This is a genomic window from Saccharothrix luteola (assembly GCF_020859565.1).
Taxonomy (GTDB): domain Bacteria; phylum Actinomycetota; class Actinomycetes; order Mycobacteriales; family Pseudonocardiaceae; genus Actinosynnema; species Actinosynnema luteola.
The window spans coordinates 186,618-206,230 of record NZ_JAJHUO010000021.1 but is presented as its reverse complement, the minus strand read 5'-3'; the positions used below and the strand labels follow the sequence as shown (position 1 = coordinate 206,230).

18 protein-coding genes and 1 tRNA gene are annotated in these 19,613 nt (G+C 72.9%); 11 read left to right on the top strand and 8 right to left on the bottom strand.

The window, feature by feature from the left end; translation table 11 throughout:
• Nucleotides 1-134 precede the first annotated feature (134 nt).
• Nucleotides 135-1,148 (top strand): GNAT family N-acetyltransferase, encoded by a 1,014-nt coding sequence (locus tag LNK82_RS28670; protein WP_230570112.1) that lies wholly within the window; start codon nucleotides 135-137, stop codon nucleotides 1,146-1,148.
• Here the strand turns inward: LNK82_RS28670 and LNK82_RS28665 are convergent.
• The gene (locus LNK82_RS28665) at nucleotides 1,105-1,929 is read right to left on the bottom strand and encodes a serine hydrolase domain-containing protein (protein WP_230570111.1); all 825 of its coding nucleotides are present in this window, start codon (nucleotides 1,927-1,929) and stop codon (nucleotides 1,105-1,107) included. The genes LNK82_RS28670 and LNK82_RS28665 overlap by 44 nt on opposite strands.
• Before the next feature lie 17 nt (nucleotides 1,930-1,946).
• On the opposite strand from LNK82_RS28665, the gene LNK82_RS28660 reads away from it, so the two are divergent.
• Nucleotides 1,947-2,834, top strand: coding sequence for a ribonuclease Z (locus tag LNK82_RS28660; protein WP_230570110.1), 888 nt, complete (start codon nucleotides 1,947-1,949; stop codon nucleotides 2,832-2,834).
• A gap of 137 nt (nucleotides 2,835-2,971) precedes the next feature.
• Here LNK82_RS28660 and LNK82_RS28655 read toward each other — a convergent pair whose 3' ends face one another.
• Nucleotides 2,972-3,856, bottom strand: a complete 885-nt coding sequence (locus LNK82_RS28655; protein WP_230570109.1) for an NAD-dependent epimerase/dehydratase family protein — start codon at nucleotides 3,854-3,856, stop codon at nucleotides 2,972-2,974.
• Nucleotides 3,857-3,952: 96 nt separating this feature from the next.
• On the opposite strand from LNK82_RS28655, the gene LNK82_RS28650 reads away from it, so the two are divergent.
• Both LNK82_RS28650 and LNK82_RS28645 read left to right on the top strand, forming a co-directional pair.
• Nucleotides 3,953-4,186: a hypothetical protein gene (locus tag LNK82_RS28650; protein WP_230570108.1), complete on the top strand. Its 234-nt coding sequence runs from the start codon at nucleotides 3,953-3,955 to the stop codon at nucleotides 4,184-4,186.
• Nucleotides 4,187-4,334: 148 nt separating this feature from the next.
• Nucleotides 4,335-5,768, top strand: a complete 1,434-nt coding sequence (locus tag LNK82_RS28645; RefSeq protein ID WP_230570107.1) for an ATP-grasp domain-containing protein — start codon at nucleotides 4,335-4,337, stop codon at nucleotides 5,766-5,768.
• Here the strand turns inward: LNK82_RS28645 and LNK82_RS28640 are convergent.
• Entirely contained in the window at nucleotides 5,758-6,576 is an 819-nt protein-coding gene (locus LNK82_RS28640; RefSeq protein ID WP_230570106.1) for a hypothetical protein, read from the bottom strand. The genes LNK82_RS28645 and LNK82_RS28640 overlap by 11 nt on opposite strands.
• A gap of 83 nt (nucleotides 6,577-6,659) precedes the next feature.
• Between LNK82_RS28640 and LNK82_RS28635 the strand changes: the two genes are divergently transcribed.
• From LNK82_RS28635 to LNK82_RS28620, 4 genes are all read left to right on the top strand, one after another.
• A complete protein-coding gene (locus LNK82_RS28635; RefSeq protein WP_230570105.1) occupies nucleotides 6,660-7,871 on the top strand; it encodes a DNA cytosine methyltransferase in 1,212 nt (403 codons plus the stop codon).
• Between the two features lie 392 nt (nucleotides 7,872-8,263).
• On the top strand, nucleotides 8,264-9,517 hold the full coding sequence (locus LNK82_RS28630) for a thioester domain-containing protein (RefSeq protein ID WP_230570104.1): 1,254 nt from the start codon (nucleotides 8,264-8,266) through the stop codon (nucleotides 9,515-9,517).
• Between the two features lie 187 nt (nucleotides 9,518-9,704).
• Nucleotides 9,705-10,331, top strand: a complete 627-nt coding sequence (locus tag LNK82_RS28625; RefSeq protein ID WP_230570103.1) for a putative glycolipid-binding domain-containing protein — start codon at nucleotides 9,705-9,707, stop codon at nucleotides 10,329-10,331.
• Between the two features lie 92 nt (nucleotides 10,332-10,423).
• On the top strand, nucleotides 10,424-10,981 hold the full coding sequence (locus LNK82_RS28620; RefSeq protein WP_230570102.1) for a hypothetical protein: 558 nt from the start codon (nucleotides 10,424-10,426) through the stop codon (nucleotides 10,979-10,981).
• Nucleotides 10,982-11,110: 129 nt separating this feature from the next.
• Here LNK82_RS28620 and LNK82_RS28615 read toward each other — a convergent pair whose 3' ends face one another.
• The 5 genes from LNK82_RS28615 to LNK82_RS28595 form a co-directional block, all read right to left on the bottom strand.
• The gene (locus tag LNK82_RS28615; RefSeq protein WP_230570101.1) at nucleotides 11,111-12,295 is read right to left on the bottom strand and encodes a thiolase family protein; all 1,185 of its coding nucleotides are present in this window, start codon (nucleotides 12,293-12,295) and stop codon (nucleotides 11,111-11,113) included.
• A 13-nt stretch (nucleotides 12,296-12,308) separates the two neighbouring features.
• Complete coding sequence (locus LNK82_RS28610; RefSeq protein ID WP_230570100.1) at nucleotides 12,309-14,111, bottom strand: fibronectin type III domain-containing protein; 1,803 nt, start codon at nucleotides 14,109-14,111, stop codon at nucleotides 12,309-12,311.
• A gap of 67 nt (nucleotides 14,112-14,178) precedes the next feature.
• Nucleotides 14,179-15,942 (bottom strand): fibronectin type III domain-containing protein, encoded by a 1,764-nt coding sequence (locus LNK82_RS28605; protein ID WP_230570099.1) that lies wholly within the window; start codon nucleotides 15,940-15,942, stop codon nucleotides 14,179-14,181.
• Between the two features lie 9 nt (nucleotides 15,943-15,951).
• Nucleotides 15,952-16,902, bottom strand: coding sequence for a prephenate dehydrogenase (locus LNK82_RS28600; RefSeq protein ID WP_230570098.1), 951 nt, complete (start codon nucleotides 16,900-16,902; stop codon nucleotides 15,952-15,954).
• A 204-nt stretch (nucleotides 16,903-17,106) separates the two neighbouring features.
• On the bottom strand, nucleotides 17,107-18,342 hold the full coding sequence (locus LNK82_RS28595) for a M20 metallopeptidase family protein (protein WP_230570097.1): 1,236 nt from the start codon (nucleotides 18,340-18,342) through the stop codon (nucleotides 17,107-17,109).
• 89 nt (nucleotides 18,343-18,431) lie between these two features.
• On the opposite strand from LNK82_RS28595, the gene LNK82_RS28590 reads away from it, so the two are divergent.
• From LNK82_RS28590 to LNK82_RS28580, 3 genes are all read left to right on the top strand, one after another.
• Nucleotides 18,432-18,920: a tRNA adenosine deaminase-associated protein gene (locus LNK82_RS28590; protein WP_230570096.1), complete on the top strand. Its 489-nt coding sequence runs from the start codon at nucleotides 18,432-18,434 to the stop codon at nucleotides 18,918-18,920.
• A gap of 31 nt (nucleotides 18,921-18,951) precedes the next feature.
• A complete protein-coding gene (locus LNK82_RS28585) occupies nucleotides 18,952-19,386 on the top strand; it encodes a nucleoside deaminase (protein WP_230570133.1) in 435 nt (144 codons plus the stop codon).
• A 66-nt stretch (nucleotides 19,387-19,452) separates the two neighbouring features.
• Nucleotides 19,453-19,537: transfer RNA gene (locus LNK82_RS28580), tRNA-Ser, on the top strand.
• Nucleotides 19,538-19,613: the final 76 nt, after the last annotated feature.

The following is a 19,613-nucleotide window of genomic DNA, read 5'->3' as shown; positions in this document are numbered from 1 at the left end:
CGCTCACCACAAGGTATTGGTGACTATTTGCGCGATCCTGTCGGAAGTTTGCACCTGGAGAACATTCACTTGCGGCGGCTTGCCGCCGGTTGCACCTCAGCGGGTGGGTCGGAACCATGGCGACGGGGGAAGACATGACCATCGAAGTGCACCCGTTCGACCCGGTACTGGCCACCGACGCCGACTTCGACGCCTATCACCGCGTGCTGTCGGACGCGCAACCCGTGGACAAGCCGCACGTCCCGTCGATCACGCGGGAAGCCGTGATCGGCGGGTTGCGCAGGCCGAACCCCGAGTTCGGCCCCGTTCGGCACTGGCTTGCCCGCGCGGGTGGGGAAGTCGTCGGCGTCGCGTTCGCCTGCCTGCCGGAGCACGAGAACGCCCACCTCGTGCTCGTCGACCTGACGGTCCACCCCGATCACCGCAGGCGCGGCGTCGGCACCGCCGTGCTGGACGCCGTGCGCGAGGACGTCCGCGACGGCCACCGCACCGTGATCGAGGGCTTCCAGCTGCCCAAGGGCGGCGTGGGCGAGAAGTGGGCAACCGCCCTCGGGTTCCGCGTCACGCACGCGACCGTGATGCAGACCCTCGTGGTGGCCGAGGTCGACCGCGCCCGCTGGGACTTCGCCGCGCCCGCCGGCTACCGCCTAGTGCACTGGACCGGTGCCACGCCTGCGGACCTGGTCGACTCCTACGCCCGCGCCCGCCGGGCGATCCACGACGCGCCGCTCGGCGACACGAGCTACCAGCCGCGGGCGTGGACGGTCGAGCAGGTGCGCGCCGACGAGGCACAGCTGCGCGAGCAGGGCGTCGAGCAGCGGGTCGCGGTGGCGGTGCACGAGGGGACCGGTGAGGTCGCCGGGATGACCGAGCTGCACGTCGCCCCGCACCGACCGACCTGGGGCAACCAGCGCGACACCGCCGTCCGCGCCGAGCACCGGGGCCGCGGTCTCGGCGTCGCGGTCAAGACCCACCTCTACCGGCGGTTGCTCGCCGACCGGCCCGACTTCGAGCGGATCCACACCGGCACCGGCGCGCCCAACACCCACATGATCCGCGTGAACGAGGCCCTCGGCTTCACCACCGTCCGCGAGCTGGTGAACGTCAGCCGCGTGCTCGACCCAGCTCCGCCAGCACCCCGTCGGTGAACGCGGGCCACGCCGCCGCGGCCCACTCGCCGAAGTCGCGGTCGGTCAGCGCCACGCACGCCACCCCGGCGTCCGGGTCGACCCACAGGAACGTGCCGCTCTGCCCGAAGTGCCCGAACGTCCGCGGCGAGCTGGCCGTGCCGGTCCAGTGGGGCGACTTCCCGGCCCGGATCTCGAACCCGAGCCCCCAGTCGTTCTCCTTCTGCGAGCCGAAGCCCGGCAGCACACCGCGCAGCCCCGGGAACGCCACCGTCGTCGCCTCCGCCACCTGCTCGGCCGACACCAGCTTCGGCGCCTGCACCTCCGCCGCGAACCGGACCAGGTCGGACACCGTGGACGTGCCGCCCGCGCCCGCCGAGCCGTCCAGCGCGGACGACGCCATGCCGAGCGGCTCGAACACCGCCTCCGCCAGGTACCGCTCGAACGGGATCCCGGTCGCCTCCGCCACGAAGTCCGCGAGCACCCCGAACCCCGTGTTGGAGTAGATCCGCCTGGTCCCCGGCGCGGCCTGGACGTCGGCCGAGTCGAACGCCAACCCGGACGTGTGCGCGATCAGGTGCCGCACCGTCGACCCTTCGGGCCCGGCCGGCTGGTCCCACTCGACCGCGCCCTCCTCCACCGCCACCAGCACCGCGTACGACGTCAGCAGCTTGGTCACCGACGCCAGCGGGAACCGGCGGTCGACCGGCCCGTGCGCGCCCAGCACCTCGCCCCGCACGTCGACCACGGCCGTCGCCGCGGTGTCCACCGGCCACGACGAGACCGCCTGCAAGCTCTCCATGCCGCAGACTCTGCCATGTGTCACCACGAGAGCTGGTCGTGCTCGGCACCGCGAGCCAGGTGCCGACCCGCACCCGCAACCACAACGGCTACCTGCTGCGCTGGGACGCCGAGGGCTTCCTGTTCGACCCGGGCGAGGGCACGCAGCGGCAGATGGCGCGGGCGGGCGTCGCGGCCACCGACGTCACCAGGCTCTTCATCACCCACTTCCACGGCGACCACTGCCTCGGCGTGCCGGGCGTGGTGCAGCGCATGTCGCTGGACCGGGTGGCGCACACCGTGCACGCGCACTTCCCGGCGGAGGGTTCGGAGTACTTCGAACGGCTGCGGCACGCCAGCTCGTTCCACGACGTGGCGGACGTCCGCGCGCAGCCGGTCACCGAGCCGGGCTCGCTCGCCGAGGGACCGTTCGGCCGGCTGGAAGCGCGGCGGCTGGACCACACGCTGCCCGCGTACGGCTACCGCCTGGTCGAGCCGGACGGCCGCACGATGATCCCCGAACGGCTGGCCGAGCGCGGCATCCGGGGCCGCGCGATCCGCGACCTCCGGCCGCCGCTGCTGGACGAGGTGAGCGTGCCGCGCCGGGGCCAGCGGTTCGCCTTCGTGATGGACACCCGGCTGTGCGACGGGGTGTTCGAGCTCGCCGACGGCGCGGACATGCTGGTCATCGAGTCGACGTTCCTGCACGGGGACGAGGCGCTGGCGGTCGAGCACGGCCACCTCACCGCCCGCCAGGCGGCGCGGGTCGCGACCGAGTGCGGCGTGCGCAAGCTCGTCCTCACGCACTTCTCGCAGCGCTACACCGATCCCCGGCTGTTCCACGACGAGGCGGCGGAGGTGTTCGACGGCGACATCGTGGTGGCCGCCGACCTGGAACGGGTACCACTACCCCGCCGGCGCGCGTGACCCCCGATCGTTGGACGCCAGGCCGACCGCCGAGGTTGTCGACGCGTCGCGGTTGTCCCGCGGCGGGGTTGCCGCACCGCCGCACCGCCGACCGCCGCGCTGTCGCCCACCGGAATTGTCGGACCCCGTCGGTAGAATCACTGCAAGGGTTCCCCTTGGCGGGGACGCTCGCGCAGCCCTTCGGTCCTGCCCGGCCGGCGTTCGGCGGCCCACTGGTCGCGGACCACGGTGTCCAGGTCCGAGCAGGTCGGCGCCCAGCCCAACGCGCGCAGCCTCGTCGTGTCCGCGCGCAGCACGGGCGCCTCGCCGGGGTGCGCGGGCCGCCGCACGACCGCCACCTCCCGACCGGTCACCCGGGCCACCGACGCCAGCACGTCCGCCACGCTCGCCGGCGTCGCGCCCACGTTGAGCGCCGCGTACCCCTCCCCGGCGCGCTCCACCGCCGTCACGAACGCCCGCGCCACGTCGCGCACGTGCACGAAGTCCCGCACCGCCGACCCGTCCCCGAACACCTCCATCGACGGCAGCCGCCCGGCCGCCACCCCGCACGCCCTGGTGATCAGGCGCGTGTCGTCGACGTCCCCGTCCCCGGCCACGTTGAACAGCCGCAGCGCCACCCCGCGCACCCGACCGGCCGCGGCGGCCCACGCCAGCACGTCCTCGGCGGCGGCCTTGGAAGCCGCATAAGGACTGCCCGGCGCACGCGGGCAGGACTCGTCGATCGTCGCGACGCCGCCCGACCCGTACACGCCGGCCGTGGACGCCAGCACGAACCGCGGCGGCGGCGAGCGCAGCAGGTTCACCGTGCCGCCCACGTTCACGTCGTAGTACCGCACGGGATCGGCGAACGACTCGCGCACCCGACCGAGCCCCGCCAGGTGCACGACCGCGTCGACCGGCCCGTCGACGGACCCGACCCGGACATCACCCGAAAAGGGGATGGGGGTGTGACCCGCGGCGGACAACTCCGCCGACACCACCCGTCCGACGTACCCGGTCGACCCGGTGACCACCACGCGCATGGCGACATCCCAGCACGTCCGGCGCGTCGTCCACCTCTTCGAACTCGGTGCAAATTCACCCTAAAGGTCGGGACAGGTGGGGCCGATACAACCCAAGTGAGTTACCCGCATCCAGTCCTGCGCACGAGCATCGAGGGCGTTCTCGCCGAGCACGCCGCGCACGAGGCCAAGCGGCAGCGGTTCCTCCAGACCGCCGCCGCGATCGTGGCCGCCGCGCCTCCGTCGGTGGACGACACGCTGCTGGGCCTGCTGCTCCCGTTCCCCAAGGCCCGGGGTCCGCGTGCCTTCCTGAACCGGGTTGACCAGGTACTTCGCGACGCCGCTCGATGATCTCGCGCAACCGCCCCTGATCCCATCGGCAAGTTTCATCGGCCGTTGCCGGACCGTGCTGGGCCGATCCCGTCGCCTGCCTCTACAGTGCGTGGCACCGGCGCTCGCCGGCTGTCTCGTCTGCTTCTCATAAAGCGAGTTCTCGGCGATGGATGACGTCCTTTCCGCGCTTCAAGCGCGCCTCGGCACCCTGTTCGGCGACCGGTTGGTCGTGCTCGCGGGCGGCACTCGGTTGAGTAGTCGCGTCGGCGAGCTCCACCAGCTCGGCGCCCGCCATACGCTCGTGCTGTCGACGGACGACCACGCGCCGCTGCACGACTCGGACGTGGCCCGCTGGGTGCCGCTCGGCATCGCGGGCGGCTTCGTCGCGGTCGAGCAGAACCGGCTCACCAAGCTCCTCACCGCGCCCGGCCGCAAGGTCCGCGCGGTGCTGGAGGACTTCGACCCGCGCGGCGAGGCGCTGGTGATCAGCACGCCGTACGCGCACACGCCGGAGTTCGCGGGCCGTCCCGTGCTCAACGCCCGCCGCCCCGAGTGGGTCGAGCTGGAGAACAAGACGACGATCGACGGCCTATGGGACGAGCTGTCCGCGCCACGCGCGCCCGCCGTCGTGCTCGGCCTCGACTTCGAGGGCCTGTGGGAGGCCACCCGGGACCTGGACCGCGGCGCGGGCGTCGTCTGGTCCGGCGACGGCCCGGCGATCAACGGCGGCGCGAACTTCGTCCGCCGCGTCCGCGACCGGCAGGAGGCGCGCGACGCGTTCGACGTGCTCGCGGCCAAGTGCGAGTTCGTCCGGGTCATGCCGTTCCTGGAGGGCATCCCGGTGAGCGTGCACGGGATCGTGTTCCCCGACGGCACCGCCGTGCTGCGGCCGATCGAGATGGTCGTGCCGCGCCGCGCGGGCCAGGCCCGGTTCCTGTACGCGGGCTGCGCGTCCTACTACGACCCGCCCGCGTGGATCCGCGAGGAGATGCGCAACCTGGCCCGCCGGGTCGGCGAGCGGCTGCGCGAGTCGGTCGACTACCGCGGCACGTTCACCCTCGACGGCATCGCCACCGCCGACGGCTTCCTGCCCACCGAGATCAACACCCGCTACGGCGGCGCGATGGTGTGCTTCGAGGACGCCCTGCCGCAGCTGCCGCTGTCGCTGGTGCAGGTCGCGCTGGTGGCCGGGCACGACCTCGGGGTGTCGTCCATCGAGTTCGAGGAGCTGCTGGTCTCCGCCGCGGACGACTACCGGCACGGCTCGGTCGGCGCGAACGTCCGCGCGGTTCACCCGACCGAGGTGGTGGAACGCGCGATCGTGTTCACCGAGTGGTCGTGCCGGTTCGCGCACCCCGAGGAGACGCCGCACGGCGTGCTGCGCCTGCGCCCGTCACCGCTCGGCGCGCGGCTGGAGCTGGACTTCTACGCCGACCAGCTGCCGCCGGCCCGTCCGGTGGTGGCGCTGACCGTGGCCGCGTTCGCCCTGGCCGACCAGGAGTGGGGCACGGGTCTCGGCCCGCTGGAGCCGGCGGTGCCGGTCGCCGACGTCGAGGCCGAGGCCGCCGCGGTCGTGGAGCCGACCGCCGTCACCGCGTGATCGTCGGGCCTTCCTCGCCGTCGTCCGGACGGTGCTCGCCGTGGGGCGTGTGCTCGTACGCGGCGAGGAAGGCGTACCGGTAGCCCATCAGCTGCAAGGTCACGTGCGGCGGCTGGTTGGCCGGGTAGGCCTTGTCCCGGAAGGCGCGCAGCAGGTCCTGGTTGCACTGCGCGGTGCCGCGCAGCAGCGTCGGCGTGATCGGCGTGTCGCTCACGAGGTGCAGCGCGACCCGGGCCGCCAGCGCGAGCAGCCGCGGCGAGCGGTCGGCGGAGGACAGGGCCTCGGCCACGGCCACCACGTGCCGCGGCACGGCCTCGGGCACCGCGATCGCCAGCGCCATGGAGCAGGCCACCTCCGCGCCCGCCAGCGCCTCGAACACCTTCGGCGCGCCCTTGGCCACCTCGTACCGCGTCTGCGTGATCCAGTCCGGTGGCCGACGGGGCAGCTCGCGCCCGAGCGCGTTCCAGCGGCGGCGCGTGCGCTTGCCGTCGTCGGTGAAACCCGCGCTCGCCAACGCCATCGCGGCCAGCAGGAAAATCACCCGATCGCGGCTGTCCGCGGGCACCCGGTAGCTCGCGCCCATCTCGACCAGGAAGGGCACGGCCCACACGCTCGCCTCGGACACCGTGTCGTCGACGAGCAGCCGGTCGGCGAGTGCCTGGCAGGCGGCCTCGCGCGTCACGCGCTCACCGTGCACCACGCGGCGCATCAGGTCGTCCACGCCCGCCCCGTGGGCGAGCACCGACCAGGGCATGTCCTCCAGTCCACGCAACGGGTCCGGCCGTTGCCACGCAGGTGGGAGCTCCATGGCGCGCAACGTACGCGATCATCGGGATCGGTACCGGCGGGATCACTCGCCTGAGGGTGGTGTCCCCACCGTACGATCACGCGGTGCGCGGACCCACCTTCAAAGTCGTCGACCTGTTCTCCGGCGCCGGTGGCATGAGCCTCGGCTTCCAAGCGCACCGGGACTTCACCATCGTCGGCGCGGCCGACGCGCAGATCGGCAAGCCGTCGTCCCGGCTGGGCTCGTTGCGCTGCAACGGGATCTACCGGGACAACATCGGCGTCGACCCGCTGCAGGTCGACCTGGGCCGGCTCGACCCGGCCGTGCTGCGGCAGGTGTGGAACCTCGCGCGGGGCGAGCTGGACGTGCTGGTGGCGTGCCCGCCGTGCTCGGGCTTCACCCGGATCGCGCCGGCCAACCACCTGCGTGACGACCCGCGCAACTCGCTGGTGGGCCGGGTCGCGGCGTACGTGGCCGAGTTCCGGCCGCGGGTTCTGGTGCTGGAGAACGCGCGCGAGCTGGTGAAGGGCAAGCAGCGGCACCACCTGGACGGGTTGGCCGAGCAGCTGCTGGAGCTCGGGTACGAAGTGGACGCGAGCACGCACATGCTGTCGCGCTTCGGGCTGCCGCAGCTGCGCGAGCGGGCGATGGTGGTGGCGGTGGACGCCGGCGTGCCGCTGCGCACGCTGGAGGACCTGTGGCAGGGCTGGGAGGTCCGGCCCGGTGCGGTGACCGTGCGGCGGGCGATCGGCAAGCTGCCGCCGGTGGAGGCGGGCGAGGCGCACCCCGAGGACGGGATGCACGTGTCGCCGTCGTTCCGCCGCGACCGGTCGCTCGACCGGATGCGGGCCATCCCGGCCGACGGCGGGTCGTGGGGAGACCTGGTCGGCTCGCCCGCGGAGCAGCTGCTGAACCCGGCCCAGCGCAAGATCATCGAAGAGGGCAAGTGGGGTTCGCACCCGGACGTCTACGGCCGGCTGTGGTGGGACGAACCGGCGCGCACGATCAAGCGGGAGTGCGGGCACGTCGGCAACGGGCGGTACGCGCACCCCGAGCAGCACCGGTTGTGCACGGTGCGGGAGATGGCGCTGCTCCAGGGCTTCCCGCGCCGGTTCCGGTTCGACGTGTCGGTGATCGGCAACGCCTACCGGCACCTGGGCGACGCCGTGCCGCCGCTGATCTCCTACCAGCTGGCGTCGCTGGTGAAGTGGATGCTGAGCGGCCGGCCGCCGACGGCGCGCGACCTGTGCCTGCCGGGCACGTCGTTGCGGGTCGGCGACATCCGGCCGGTCACGCCGTCCGCCCTGGTGGCCTAGATCACCGTTTGGCAACGGTGTGGCGTCGAAACCGGGTCGGCGGCTATTACGTGCAATCCACTGTGGACCGTCTGAGCTGCGGGAACGCGCGGCTTCGGGGTTCCGCGCCCGGTTCGCGGTCCGTCGAAACAGGCCCCCGGTGATCGACGGTCGACGGTCCGTCGATTACGGTGGATCATCCACTGTGGATGGACGACCTCGATCTCCGCTGCTGGTAGGCGGTCCTACGGCCGGTGTCACCCATCCTCGAGCGGACGAAGGCGATCGGCTACTGTTCGGCTCATTCCTGTCGTTTCGGTGTCGGAGCGCTCTGCCAAGTTGCTCCCCGGACGACACGGACCGCCGCCTTGAACCACACCAACGGGCTACCCTCGCGAGCCTCAAGGAGACAAATGGCATCCCGGTCGACTGTGAAGCGCTTCGGCGCTGCGATCCTCGGCGCCGGCCTCGTGCTGATGTCGGCCCTCCCCGCGGCCGCCGACAAGCCGAAGGTCGAGCCCTACGACGGCGCGAACGAGTCCGGCATGGGCGTCTACCTGGAGCGTGACGGCCAGGTCCTGGACAACGACAAGGACAAGCCGGGCATCCAGGCGTTCAACGCCAGCCTCCTCGGCCTGCGCCTGCAGGAGGGCAACGACTCGCAGACCGCCAAGGCGTACTGCGTCGAGCTGCCGACCCCGCTGCAGGACGGCAAGCCGCTGGTCGAGGTGCCGTGGGGCGAGCACCCCAACCCGGACACCAAGTTCAAGGAGAACGCCGCCAAGATCAACTGGGTGCTGCAGAACAGCTACCCGGCGCTCGAGGTGGAGGACGCCTACGAGCTGTACGGGCTGGACCCGAAGAACAAGCGCAGCATCCTGATCGCCGCGACCCAGGCGGCCGTGTGGCACTTCAGCGACGGCGTGGACCTGCGTGAGGACGACTCCACCACGGAGAACGAGGACGTCCACGGCGGCACTGTGGACGGACTCGTCTACAAGGTCTACGAGTACCTCACCACCAAGGCCGTGGACCTGGCCGAGCCCAAGCCGACCCTGTCCATCGAGCCGGGCGAGCTGACCGGCAAGGCGGGCGAGAAGATCGGCCCGTTCGTCGTCTCCACGACGGCGACCGAGGCCGTGCTGACCGCCGACCTGCCCGAGGGCGTCACCGTCGTCGACGCCGACGGCAACCCGCTGCCCATCGCGGACCCGGACGCCATCGGCGTCGCGGCGGCGTCGAACGTCGCCGAGGTGTGGGTGAAGGTCGACGAGGGCGTCGAGCCCGGCGAGGTCGAGTTCACCGTCACGGCCAGCGCCAAGCTGCGCAGCGGCCGGCTGTTCGTGTCGAGCGACCGCAACCAGAAGACGCAGTCGCTGATCATCGCCAAGTCCGAGGTCTTCCCGGTCAAGGCGAAGGCGAAGGCGAAGTGGGTCGAGGGCACCGTCGTGACCACGACGACCGAGGCGACCACCACCACCGCGCCGACGACCACCACCACGACCGAGGCGCCGGTCACCAGCACCACGGTCCCGGCCGGCGGCGGCAGTGACGACGACCTGGCCGACACCGGTGCGTCCATCTTCGTGCCGCTGCTGATCGGCATCGGCCTGCTGGGCGCGGGCGCCGGGGCGCTGCTGTTCCTGCGTCGCAAGCGCACTGCCTGATCCTGATCGCTCGGAACGGCCCTCTGGGACTCCCAGGGGGCCGTTCCGGCGTCCGGGGGCGGTTGCCGCTGGGGGCGTGGCGTCGATTCAGGTAGCCTGCGTCAGGAGTGCGAAGGAGCACGATGAACTTCGACGAGCAGGTCACATCGGCGGCCGAGCAGGCCAAGGACGTCCTTCCGGGTGGAGAGTGAACTCGTTCAACACGGCTGAGCGGGCGAACCCGTCCGGGGAGAGCACCCGTTCCGCAGCCGCGCAGATGGTCACCTGGCAGGGCTACGACGTGCCCAGGCTGGAGCAGGTCCGGTTCCTGCTCTCGGAGCGCAAGCTCCGCGCCTCGGGCAGGTTGGTCACCGCCGGTCCGGCCGAGCAGTTCAGCGGGTCGTTCGAGGTGTCGGTCGGCGAGACCGGCGCCGTGAAGCGGCTGCTGCTGCGGACGGCGACGGTGTCGGAGGAGCGGCAGATCTCCGTGAGCCGCTCGCCGGAGGGCGTCTGGCTGGTCGACTCCGGCCAGGGCGCGGAGCGGGCGGACTTCGACGGCGCGGTGGACGTGGACGTGCAGTTCGCGGTCCTGTTCAACGCCATCCCGATCCGCCGCCTCAACCTCCAGCTGGAGGAGGGCGAGCACGAGATCCCGGTCGTCTACGTGACCCTGCCCGACCTGTCGGTCCAACTGGTCCACCAGCGCTACCGCACGGTCTCGATCGGCGAGGACCGGGCGGTCGTCTCCTTCACCCACGGCGAGTTCGAACAGGACATCACCGTCGACCGGACCGGCCTCGTCGTCGACTACCCCCGCATCGCCTACCGGATCTGAGCGAGGCCGGGGCACCGCCCCAGCCGGGCGTTCGATCATCAGATCGGGCGAGCAATCGTTTGCGCTTCGTGCGAGCGCGCAACGATTGTTGGGTGCACACCCACGTCTTCGTCGACGAGTCCCGTCGATCCAGCTACCTGCTCGTCGCCGCGTTCGTGGAGACGCGCCAGCTCCCGGGGGTCCGGACGCTGATGCGACGGCTCCGCGTGGCCGGCGAGCGCAGGCTGCACTTCAAGAGCGAGAGCGACACCGTCCGCAAGGACGTCATCGGGCGGTTGGTCGACGCCGGTTTCCGCAGCCGCATCTACCTGGGCCGGGGGCCGTCGGAGGCCGTCCGGCAGAGGTGCCTGGCGAGGTTGGTGGTCGACCTGGTCGAAGAACGCGTCACGCGACTGGTGCTCGACGGGCGTGGTCCGGTGGAGGACCGCGTCGACCGCCGCGTCATCACCCGTTCGCTGCGGGAGTGCGGGGTGCCGGACGACTCGATCTTGTACGAGCACCTGGGCTCGCACGGCGACCCGGCGTTGTGGGTGCCCGATGCGATCGCCTGGTGCCACGGTGCCGGGGGCGAGTGGCGCAAGCGCGTCGCACCGCTCGTGGAAGCGGTGGTCGACATCGGTGTCGTCACCCGACGCGAACAAGTGCGGTGAAAAGCGCGAAGCCCTGGCTCCCGCCGTCCGACGGGCCTACCAGGGCTCACTTCCTCGGTCGAGCGACCTCGGCTGTGGCCAAGCTTAGCAAGCCGTCGACGGCGGCGCTGTCGCTCGATCAGGCGATCTTCACACCCGGACCGCGATCGCCATGCCCTGGCCGACGCCCACGCACGCCGCCGCCACGCCCAGGCCGCCGCCGCGTGCCCGCAGGTGCCGGCACAGGTCCACGACCACGCGCGGGAACGAGGCACCCAGCGGGTGGCCGTACGCGATCGCACCGCCGTGCACGTTGACCTTCTCCCGCTCGACCTCCGGCAGGTGGTGCAGCACCGACAGCGCCATCGCCGCGAACGCCTCGTTGATCTCCCACAGGTCGACCTGCGACGACTCGATCTTCAACCGCCCCAGCAGCTTCCGGATCGCCGACACCGGCGCCAGGGTGAACCGCTGCGGGTCCTCCGCGGTCACGGCCGAGCCGAGGAACTCACCCAGCGGCGTGATCCCCAACGAGGTCGCCACCTCCTCCGACCCCATCAGCACCGCCGCCGCGCCGTCGTTCAACGGCGAGGAGTTGCCCGCCGTCACCGGCCCGCTCTCCGAGAACGCCGACTTCAGCTTCCCCAGCTTGTCCGCCGACGTCTCCGGCCGCACGGACTCGTCCCGCCGCACGGGCGCCCCGTCCCGCAGCTGCACGGGGAACGCGAACCCGTCGTGCACCCCGGCGTCCCAAGCCGCCGACGCCCGCCGGTGCGACCGCAGCGCGAACAGGTCCATCTGCTCCCGCGTGATGCCCAACGACACCGCGACGTCCTCCGCCGCACGCCCCAGCGGCACGGTCCACTCGGCCTTCATCCGCGGGTTCACCAGCCGCCACCCGAGCGCCGTCGACACCGACTCCAACCGGTCGGCGAACGGCTTGTCCGGCCGCGGCACGACGAACGGCGCCCGCGTCATCCCCTCCACGCCACCGGCGACGAGCAGCGACGCGTCACCGAGCGCCAACGCCCGCGCCGCCTGCACGATCGCCTCACCGCCCGACGCACAGAGCCGGTTGATCGCCACCCCCGGCACCGAGGTCGGCAACCCCGCCAGCAACGCCGCCATCCGCCCGACGTTCCGGTTCTCCTCGCCCGCGCCGTTGGTGTTGCCCAGCAGCACGTCGTCGATCGACGCGGGGTCCAACGAGGGGTGCCGCCTCAGCAGCTCCACGATCGGCAGCGCGGCCAAGTCGTCCACGCGCACGCCGGACAGCCCACCGCGGTAGCGGCCGAACGGGGTGCGGGCGGCGTCGAGGATGAGGGGGCGCGACATGCGCCCCATCCTCTCACCGGCCGACGAAGAACGGGATGTAAGCCGAGGTGGGACGGGTCTCACCGGACGTGCCGAACAGCCGGACCTCGATCAGGTGCGGCCCGGACGACATGCCGCTGGTGTTCAGCGCGAACCGGTACCGCCCGGCGATGCCGGGCCCGCCGGACGCGGTCGGCACGACGGCCACCCGGTCGTCGTCCACCCGCACGCTGAACCCGGCCAGCCCCGCCAGCAGCACGCCGGTCCGCCCCTCCAGCACGAGGTCGAACACCATCCGCCCGGGCTGCACCGCCGCGCCCTCCGGCACGGTCTGGCCGCTCGCGTCGAGCACCGTGCCGTTGACCCGCGGCAGCTCCGGCACCCGCGCGATCACCGGCGCCTTCGCCGTGCTCGGCGGCGTGCCCGAGGACGACCCGCTCAGCTCCAGGTCCACGTGCGTCGCCTGCACCCGCAGCCCGGTCACCAGCGTGACCGCGAGCTTCCCCGACGACCCGACCCGCAACGCCTCCGCCGGCAGGTCCGCCACCAGCGGGTACGCCACACCGGCCCGCCACGGCGCACCGGCCGCCGCGGGCCGCGCCGGCACCACCACCCCGCCCGCCGACACGCTGAACGACGGCGCTTGCGGCGACGCGTCGGTGTGCAGCAACGCCATCCGCAGCTGCCCGCCCGTCACCCCGGGCAACGCCCGCGACTCCACCACCGCCGCCTCGGCCGCCACCGCCACCTCGACGTCGGGCCCCGGCACCCACGGCGGCGCGGTGGCCTCGGCCGCGTCGAACGCGATCAGGCTGATCGCCGCGCGCTGCCCGGTCGGCCCCGCCACGGACACCAGCGCCGTCGCCTCGCGCCACGCGGGCACCGCCGGGCTGGTCGCGACCAGGTCACCGTCGAGCAGCACCCGCGCGCCGTCACGCCGCAGCACCAGCTCCCACCGGTGGCTGAGCCCGGTCTCCAACGCGGGCACCGCCCGCACCGCCTCGGTCGGCGTCCCGGCGGGCACGAGCACCTGCACGGACGTCGTGCCGGCGCTCGTCGCCACCCGCAGCCGCACCGCGTCCGGCGGCAGCGCGTCACCGCTGACCAGCGACACCGGCCCCGGCACGAGGTCGAGCACCAGCTCGCCGTCACCGCCGGGCGCGTCGGTCTCCACCACGAACCGGCCGAGCTCGTCGGCGTCCCGCAGCACGAACGGCGTGCGCGACCGGAGCGTCGCCGGAGCCGCCGCGCAGTTGTTGCCGAGCACCAGCCGCCGCCCGTCGTCGTGTTGACCGGGTGTGGCGCGCGCGCAGTTGCCGCGCGACGCCAGCCGCCACCGGGTCGGGTCGGGCGCGTCCGGCTGGTCGAACCGGTCCTCCAAGGCGTAGTCGCCCGCCGGGCTCGCGTGCGGCGTCCCGGTGGACCTCGCGGGCGAGGAGCGCTGCCCGAACGCGTCCACGGCGGACACCGCGACCTCGTACATCCGCTCGTCCTCGAGCCCGTCGAGCTGGGTCACGCGCTCTGTGATCAGCCTGGTGCGGTCGAGTCGGCCGACCTCGCCCCACCGCACCTCGTAACCGGGCGCGTCACCGTCCCACCGCAGCTGCAACCGACGAGGCCCGGAGGTCACGCGCACCTCGCGGGGCGACTCCGGCGGCGGACCGGCCGTCGGCGCCAGCACGCCCTCGGCGGCGTACGGCTCCAGCGACGTGGGCGGCGGCGCGGACGCGCTCGTCCCGGCGACGGGTTCGCCGACGCCCTCGGTCCGCAACACCGTGATCACCCCGGCGAACAGCACCACACCGGCGGTGACGAGGGCGATCCGACGACGTTCCATTGAGTCAAGCTAGGTCGCGTGGTGACCGCCGTCACCGGGTCGTTGCGCACCCGATACCAAGATGGGCCTAGAGCGGCCGGATCTCGAACGTCTGCTCGTACGACTGCACGCCCCGCCGTTCGTCCACCGGGAGTACCCGCACGTCCAGCTCGTGCCGACCGCCGGCCAGCCCGGCGAGCTCGATCAGGAACTCGTGCCGCCCGCCGGCCGAGCCGTTCGTCGGCAGGACGGCGATCCGCTCGCCGTCCAGGTCGACCTCCACGCCCTTGACGGCGGCGACCTCGCGCGCCCGGGTGTCGGCGAGCTCGACGGTCAGCCGCACCTTGCCCTCGTGCGGGAAGAGGTGGAACGACGAGTCGTTCACGGACTCGTGCACCACCGAAACCGCGGGTGGGGGCACCAGCGGGTCGGGCAGCGGGCGGCTGACGAGCCGGGGCGGCGGGTGGCGCGCGTCCTGACCGTCGGCGATGACGAGGTGCGCGTGGTAGGCGGTGAGACCGCCGTCGGAGCGCAGCCCGACCTTCGGGTTCGAGTCCGGCGACGGCAGCGGGAAGTCGGCGTAGACGACGGACGGGCGGGACGGGTCGAGGCCGAGGTCCGGAGGCATGAACACCGCGGGCGCGGACCGCGTGCCGAACTCCACGGTGATCGGCGCGGTGCGTTCGGACACCACGGACGCGACCACGCGCACCGAGGACGCGCCGGCCAGCTGGGAGTTGGCCACGTTGCCCATCGACACCCCGCTGTCGTCCTTGGCGTTCGGGCCGAGCGGCGCCACGGACCCCGGCGCGGGGGTGCCAGGCACGCCACCGATGCCGAAGGTGTCCAGGTGGGTGCCCTGCGCCTGCCGGAACGCCAGGCGCACCCGGGCGGACGTCCACGGCAGCTGGACGGGCGCGGACGCCACCTCGACCCCGTCGCGCAACGCCACGACGGAACCCGCCAGCACGCGCAGCTCCCAGCGGTGGCGGACGCCCGACGTCGGCGGCGGGTACGTGCCGAACGTTTCGCCGGGCGGCCCGTCGTGACCCAGGTCGAACTGCGCGCCGAACGGCGTGATGCGCAGGACCAGGGCGCCCGGCGGGAACGGTTCGTCCAGGTGGCCGAGGTCGTGCACCGGCTCGGGCAGCAGGGCGATCAGCACCGCGCTGTGGTCCGGCCGGTAGCCGATCGGGCCGTCGGTGGTGAGCGAGACCCTGGCCACCGCGCCGTCCGCCGCGGGCGTGCCGAACCGCAGCGGCACGTTGGACTGGAGGTCGACGCGGTCGCAGTCGATCTCCAGCCGCTTGCCGTTGAGCGGGCGGAGGCACAGGCAGTCGGTGTTGCCGCGGTCGAAGACCCGCCACCGGCGCGGGTTGAGCGCTTCCGGGCCGTCGAACAGGTCGAGGGGCGTCATCAGGCCGTCGAGCCACGTGTCGTCGTGCGCGAGCCTCGGCACGGCCTTCGCGGTGGCGGGGGCGGAGCGGTTGCCCATCGCGTCCAGCGCGCGCACCTCGACGGTGACGTCGGCGTTGGCGTCGAGGTCGGTCAGCTCGGTCTCGGTGCCGCGGACCAGGCGGGTCCGGCCGTTCCAGCGCACCTCGAAGCCGCCGTGGCCGATGCCGTCGGTGGCCGTCCAGCCGGCGCGCAGGCTCGTGCGGTCCAACGCGGTCAGCACCAGGTCGGTGGGCGTGGCGAGGCGTTGGGTGTCGGGGACGTACTCGACCGCCTCGTCCAGGAACCGTTCGAAGGCCTGTGGGGGAGGGGGAGCGGATTCGTTGCGCAGCACCACCACCGCGCCGCCGAGGAGCGCGAGACCCCCTAGGACGGCGATGAGCCTGCGACGCTCCACCGGTGCACCTTATGGGGTGCGTGCGAGCGCGGTTGTGCCGTTCAGCGCAACGACCCGGCCTCCTCGTGACCCCAGGTCGCGCAGGTCGCGCAGGGCGTCGGGCGCGGTGAGGTCGATGGTCAGGTCGGTGCGCGTGGTCTGGTTCTGCAACGCCACGCGTGCGGCGTGACCGGCGTCGATGGTCTTGGCCAGGCCGCCGGTCGAGGCGAGCGAGCCGCGGGCCGCGCCGAGCCGGCCCAGCGCGTCGTCCACGGCGTCGAGCAGCGCGCCGCGGTTGCCCTCGCACATGGCGCGGACGAGTTCGGGTCGGCTGCCCGCGACGCGCGTGCCGTCGCCGAACGAGCCCGCGGCCAGGGAGAGCGCGAGCGGCCCGCCGTCCGCGCCGACGCTGGCCAGCACGGCGGCGAGCAGGTGGGGCAGGTGGGAGATGCGGGCCACCGCGGCGTCGTGCTCCAGGGCGGTGGTGGGCACGACGTGCGCTTCCGCCGCGAAGGCCAGCTCCATGACGTCGGTGAGGACGTCCGGGTCGGTGTCGTCCTCGGCGGTGACGACCCAGGCGGCGTCGTGGAAGAGGTCGGCGCGGCCCGCGGACCAGCCGGAGGAGGAGGTGCCTGCCATGGGATGGCCGCCGACGTACCGGGCGTGCGGCGCGACCCGGCGGACCAGGTCGGCGACCGGGCCCTTGACGCTGACCACGTCGGTGAGCCGGACGCCCTCGGGAAGGGCGCGGAGCACTTCTTCCACAGCCGGCAGCGGAACCGCCACGACGACGAGCGCGTCGTGCAGACGCGCGCGGTCGAGTGCGCCGGCGAGGTCGACCACGTCGTAGCCGTCCTGCCGGGCCGCCTCCGCGTCGGCTGTCGAAGCGGTCGCGCCCCAGGTCACGCACCCCGCGGCGGCTGCCGCGCGCAACACCGAACCACCGATCAACCCGAGCCCGACCACGCAGACGCTTCGCACGGCGCTCATCCTGCCGGCGCGGACGGGCAACCCCTATTTGTCCACAGGACAGGAGTTGTCCACAGATCGGCGATCGCCCCTCGCACCACCCCGCGCCCGACGGCAAGGTCGAGGCCGTGAACACCACAGCCCCGACCCCGCCGCACACCCGGCTTCGGCCTCCCGCAGGACTTCCTCCCGCCGACCGCCCGGCCTTGGGGTTCCTTACCGCAGGGCGTCCAGCGCGAACGCGGTGTAGACGACGACTCCGTGCTCCATGGCCGCTTCGTCGAAGAGCACCCGGTTCGAGTGGTTCGGCTCCGCCCGGTCCAGCTCGACCCCGCGCGGGCAGGCGCCCAGGAAGGCGATCGCGCCCGGCACCCGTTGCAGCACGTACGAGAAGTCCTCGGCGCCCATCAGCGGGTCGTCCATGTAGGAGGCCCAGCGCGAGCCGAGGGCCGCCGTGGTGATGTCGATGACGTGCGGGCCGACCGCGTCGTCGTTCACCGTGACCGGGTAGCCGGGGACGATCTCGACCTCGGCCGTGCAGCCGTGCGCGGCGGCCACGTGCGTGACGACTTGCTGGAGCTCGCGGTGCACCAGCGCCCTGGTGTCCTCCGAGAGCGTCCGGATGGTGCCCTCGACCAGGGCGGTCTCCGGGATGATGTTGGTCGTCGTGCCCGCGGTGATGTGGCCGATGGTGACCACGGCCGGGTGGTGCACGCTGACCCGCCTGGCGACCATCGTCTGCAGCGCGCCCACCATGGCGGCGGCGGGCGGCACCGGGTCGATCGCGTCGTGCGGCATGCCGCCGTGCCCGCCGCGGCCCTTGACCGTGATGTGGAAGGTGTCCGCCGAGGCCATCGTCGGCCCGGGGCGGCTGACGACGACGCCCGACTGGAGCGTGGAGGTGATGTGCAGGGCGAACGCTTTCTCCACCGGTGTGCCCGCGGCGTCGAGCACGCCCTCGTCGAGCATGTGCCGCGCGCCGTGCTGGCCCTCCTCGCCTGGCTGGAACATGAACACGACCTGACCGGCCAGCGCCTCGCGGCGTGAGGAGAGCAGGCGTGCGGCGGAGGCGAGCATGGCGACGTGCGTGTCGTGGCCGCAGGCGTGCATGGAGCCGTCGATCTCCGAGGCGTACGCCAGGCCCGTCTCCTCCTGCAACGGCAGCGCGTCCATGTCGCCGCGCAGCAGGACGGTCGGTCCCGGCTTGCCGCCGCGCAGCACCGCGGTGACCGAGCTGCTGGACCTGCCGGTGGTCACCTCGAGCGGCAGGCCGGACAGCGAGTGCTGGATCGCGGCCTGGGTCGCGGGCAGGTCCAACCCCTGCTCCGGGTGCCGGTGCACCTGCCGTCGCAACGCCACTGTCCTGGGCTGGAGGGCTCGGGCCGCTTCCACCAGCCCGGTGAACCGGGGCTCGGGGGCGGTGGGCCTGGCGTTCGGCAGAGTTGTGCTCATCCCTCGATAGTGGCATCGCTCGGCCCCCCGTGCCCGCGGCCGAGGCCCCCGTGCTACCGGGTGCCGAGGTGTGGCCCTACGGTGTGCACATGGCACACCAGGAGCCGGTCAACGGCTTCGCTGTCGCGGTCGTCCGTGAAGACGGCCGCTGGCGGTGCAGCAAGATGGACAGCTCCGCGCTGTCCGAACTCGACGCGGCGATCACGGAACTGCGCCAACTGCGCTCGACGGGTGCCGTCTTCGGGCTGCTGGCGGTGGACGACGAGTTCTTCATCGTCCTGCGCCCGGTGCCGGGTGGGGTCTCTCTCCTGCTGTCCGACGCCGCGGCCGCGCTCGACTACGACATCGCCGCCGACGTCCTCGACCTGCTCCGGGTCGACCCGCCGGACGAGGAGGACGACGAGCTCTGGCCCGAGGGCGACCTCGCCGTGCTCGCCGACCTCGGCATGCCGGAGCACGAGATGCAGGTGATCGTCGACGAGGTCGACCTGTACCCGGACGAGCAGCTGCAGATGGTCGCGCAGCGCTGCGGGTTCGGCGACGAGTTCACCAAGCTGCTGGACAGCCTCCAGGCGTGATCGCGTGATCAGCCAGGCGTCCGACGAGGCGATGGTCGAAGCCGCCCTGGAGGTCGCCGCCGAGGCGCCCGGGACCGGCGACATCCCGATCGGCGCGGTCGTCTACGGGCCGGACGGCGCCGAACTGGCACGTGCCTGCAACGCCCGCGAAGCCCTGGGCGACCCGACCGCGCACGCCGAGGTCCTGGCCCTCCGCGCCGCCGCCGCGGCCTACGGCGACGGCTGGCGCCTCACCGGCTGCACCCTGGCCGTGACCGTGGAGCCGTGCACGATGTGCGCGGGCGCACTGGTCCTGGCCCGCGTGGACCGGGTGGTCTTCGGCTGCTGGGAACCCCGGACCGGCGCCGTCGGCTCCCTGTGGGACGTGGTGCGCGACCGCCGCCTCAACCACCGCCCGGAAGTCGTCGGCGGCGTCCTGGCCGAGCGCTGCGCCGCCCTGATGGAGTCGTTCTTCGCGGACCTGTGACCAGCCCAGATCCGTTCGACCACCCCCTGTTGGGTCGACGCCCGCCGGTCTTGTATTGTTCTCGGCGGTGGCGTGTCCGAGCGGCCGAAGGAGCACGCCTCGAAAGCGTGTGAGGTGAAAGCCTCCGTGGGTTCAAATCCCACCGCCACCGCAGGCCAGAGGGCCGGGGCCCCCCGGGCGGGGCCCGGCCCCCGGCGGGTTGGGGGCGTGGTCGGGGGGGGGGGGTA

Excerpts from the sequence above, each read along its gene's own strand:
- LNK82_RS28670 (WP_230570112.1), top strand. The coding sequence starts at position 135 with ATGACCATCGAAGTGCACCCGTTCGACCCGGTACTGGCCACCGACGCC.
- LNK82_RS28665 (WP_230570111.1), bottom strand. The coding sequence starts at position 1,929 with ATGGAGAGCTTGCAGGCGGTCTCGTCGTGGCCGGTGGACACCGCGGCG.
- LNK82_RS28655 (WP_230570109.1), bottom strand. The coding sequence starts at position 3,856 with ATGCGCGTGGTGGTCACCGGGTCGACCGGGTACGTCGGACGGGTGGTG.
- LNK82_RS28645 (WP_230570107.1), top strand. The coding sequence starts at position 4,335 with ATGGATGACGTCCTTTCCGCGCTTCAAGCGCGCCTCGGCACCCTGTTC.
- LNK82_RS28640 (WP_230570106.1), bottom strand. The coding sequence starts at position 6,576 with ATGGAGCTCCCACCTGCGTGGCAACGGCCGGACCCGTTGCGTGGACTG.
- LNK82_RS28630 (WP_230570104.1), top strand. The coding sequence starts at position 8,264 with ATGGCATCCCGGTCGACTGTGAAGCGCTTCGGCGCTGCGATCCTCGGC.
- LNK82_RS28615 (WP_230570101.1), bottom strand. The coding sequence starts at position 12,295 with ATGTCGCGCCCCCTCATCCTCGACGCCGCCCGCACCCCGTTCGGCCGC.
- LNK82_RS28610 (WP_230570100.1), bottom strand. The coding sequence starts at position 14,111 with ATGGAACGTCGTCGGATCGCCCTCGTCACCGCCGGTGTGGTGCTGTTC.
- LNK82_RS28595 (WP_230570097.1), bottom strand. The coding sequence starts at position 18,342 with ATGAGCACAACTCTGCCGAACGCCAGGCCCACCGCCCCCGAGCCCCGG.
- LNK82_RS28590 (WP_230570096.1), top strand. The coding sequence starts at position 18,432 with ATGGCACACCAGGAGCCGGTCAACGGCTTCGCTGTCGCGGTCGTCCGT.
- LNK82_RS28585 (WP_230570133.1), top strand. The coding sequence starts at position 18,952 with ATGGTCGAAGCCGCCCTGGAGGTCGCCGCCGAGGCGCCCGGGACCGGC.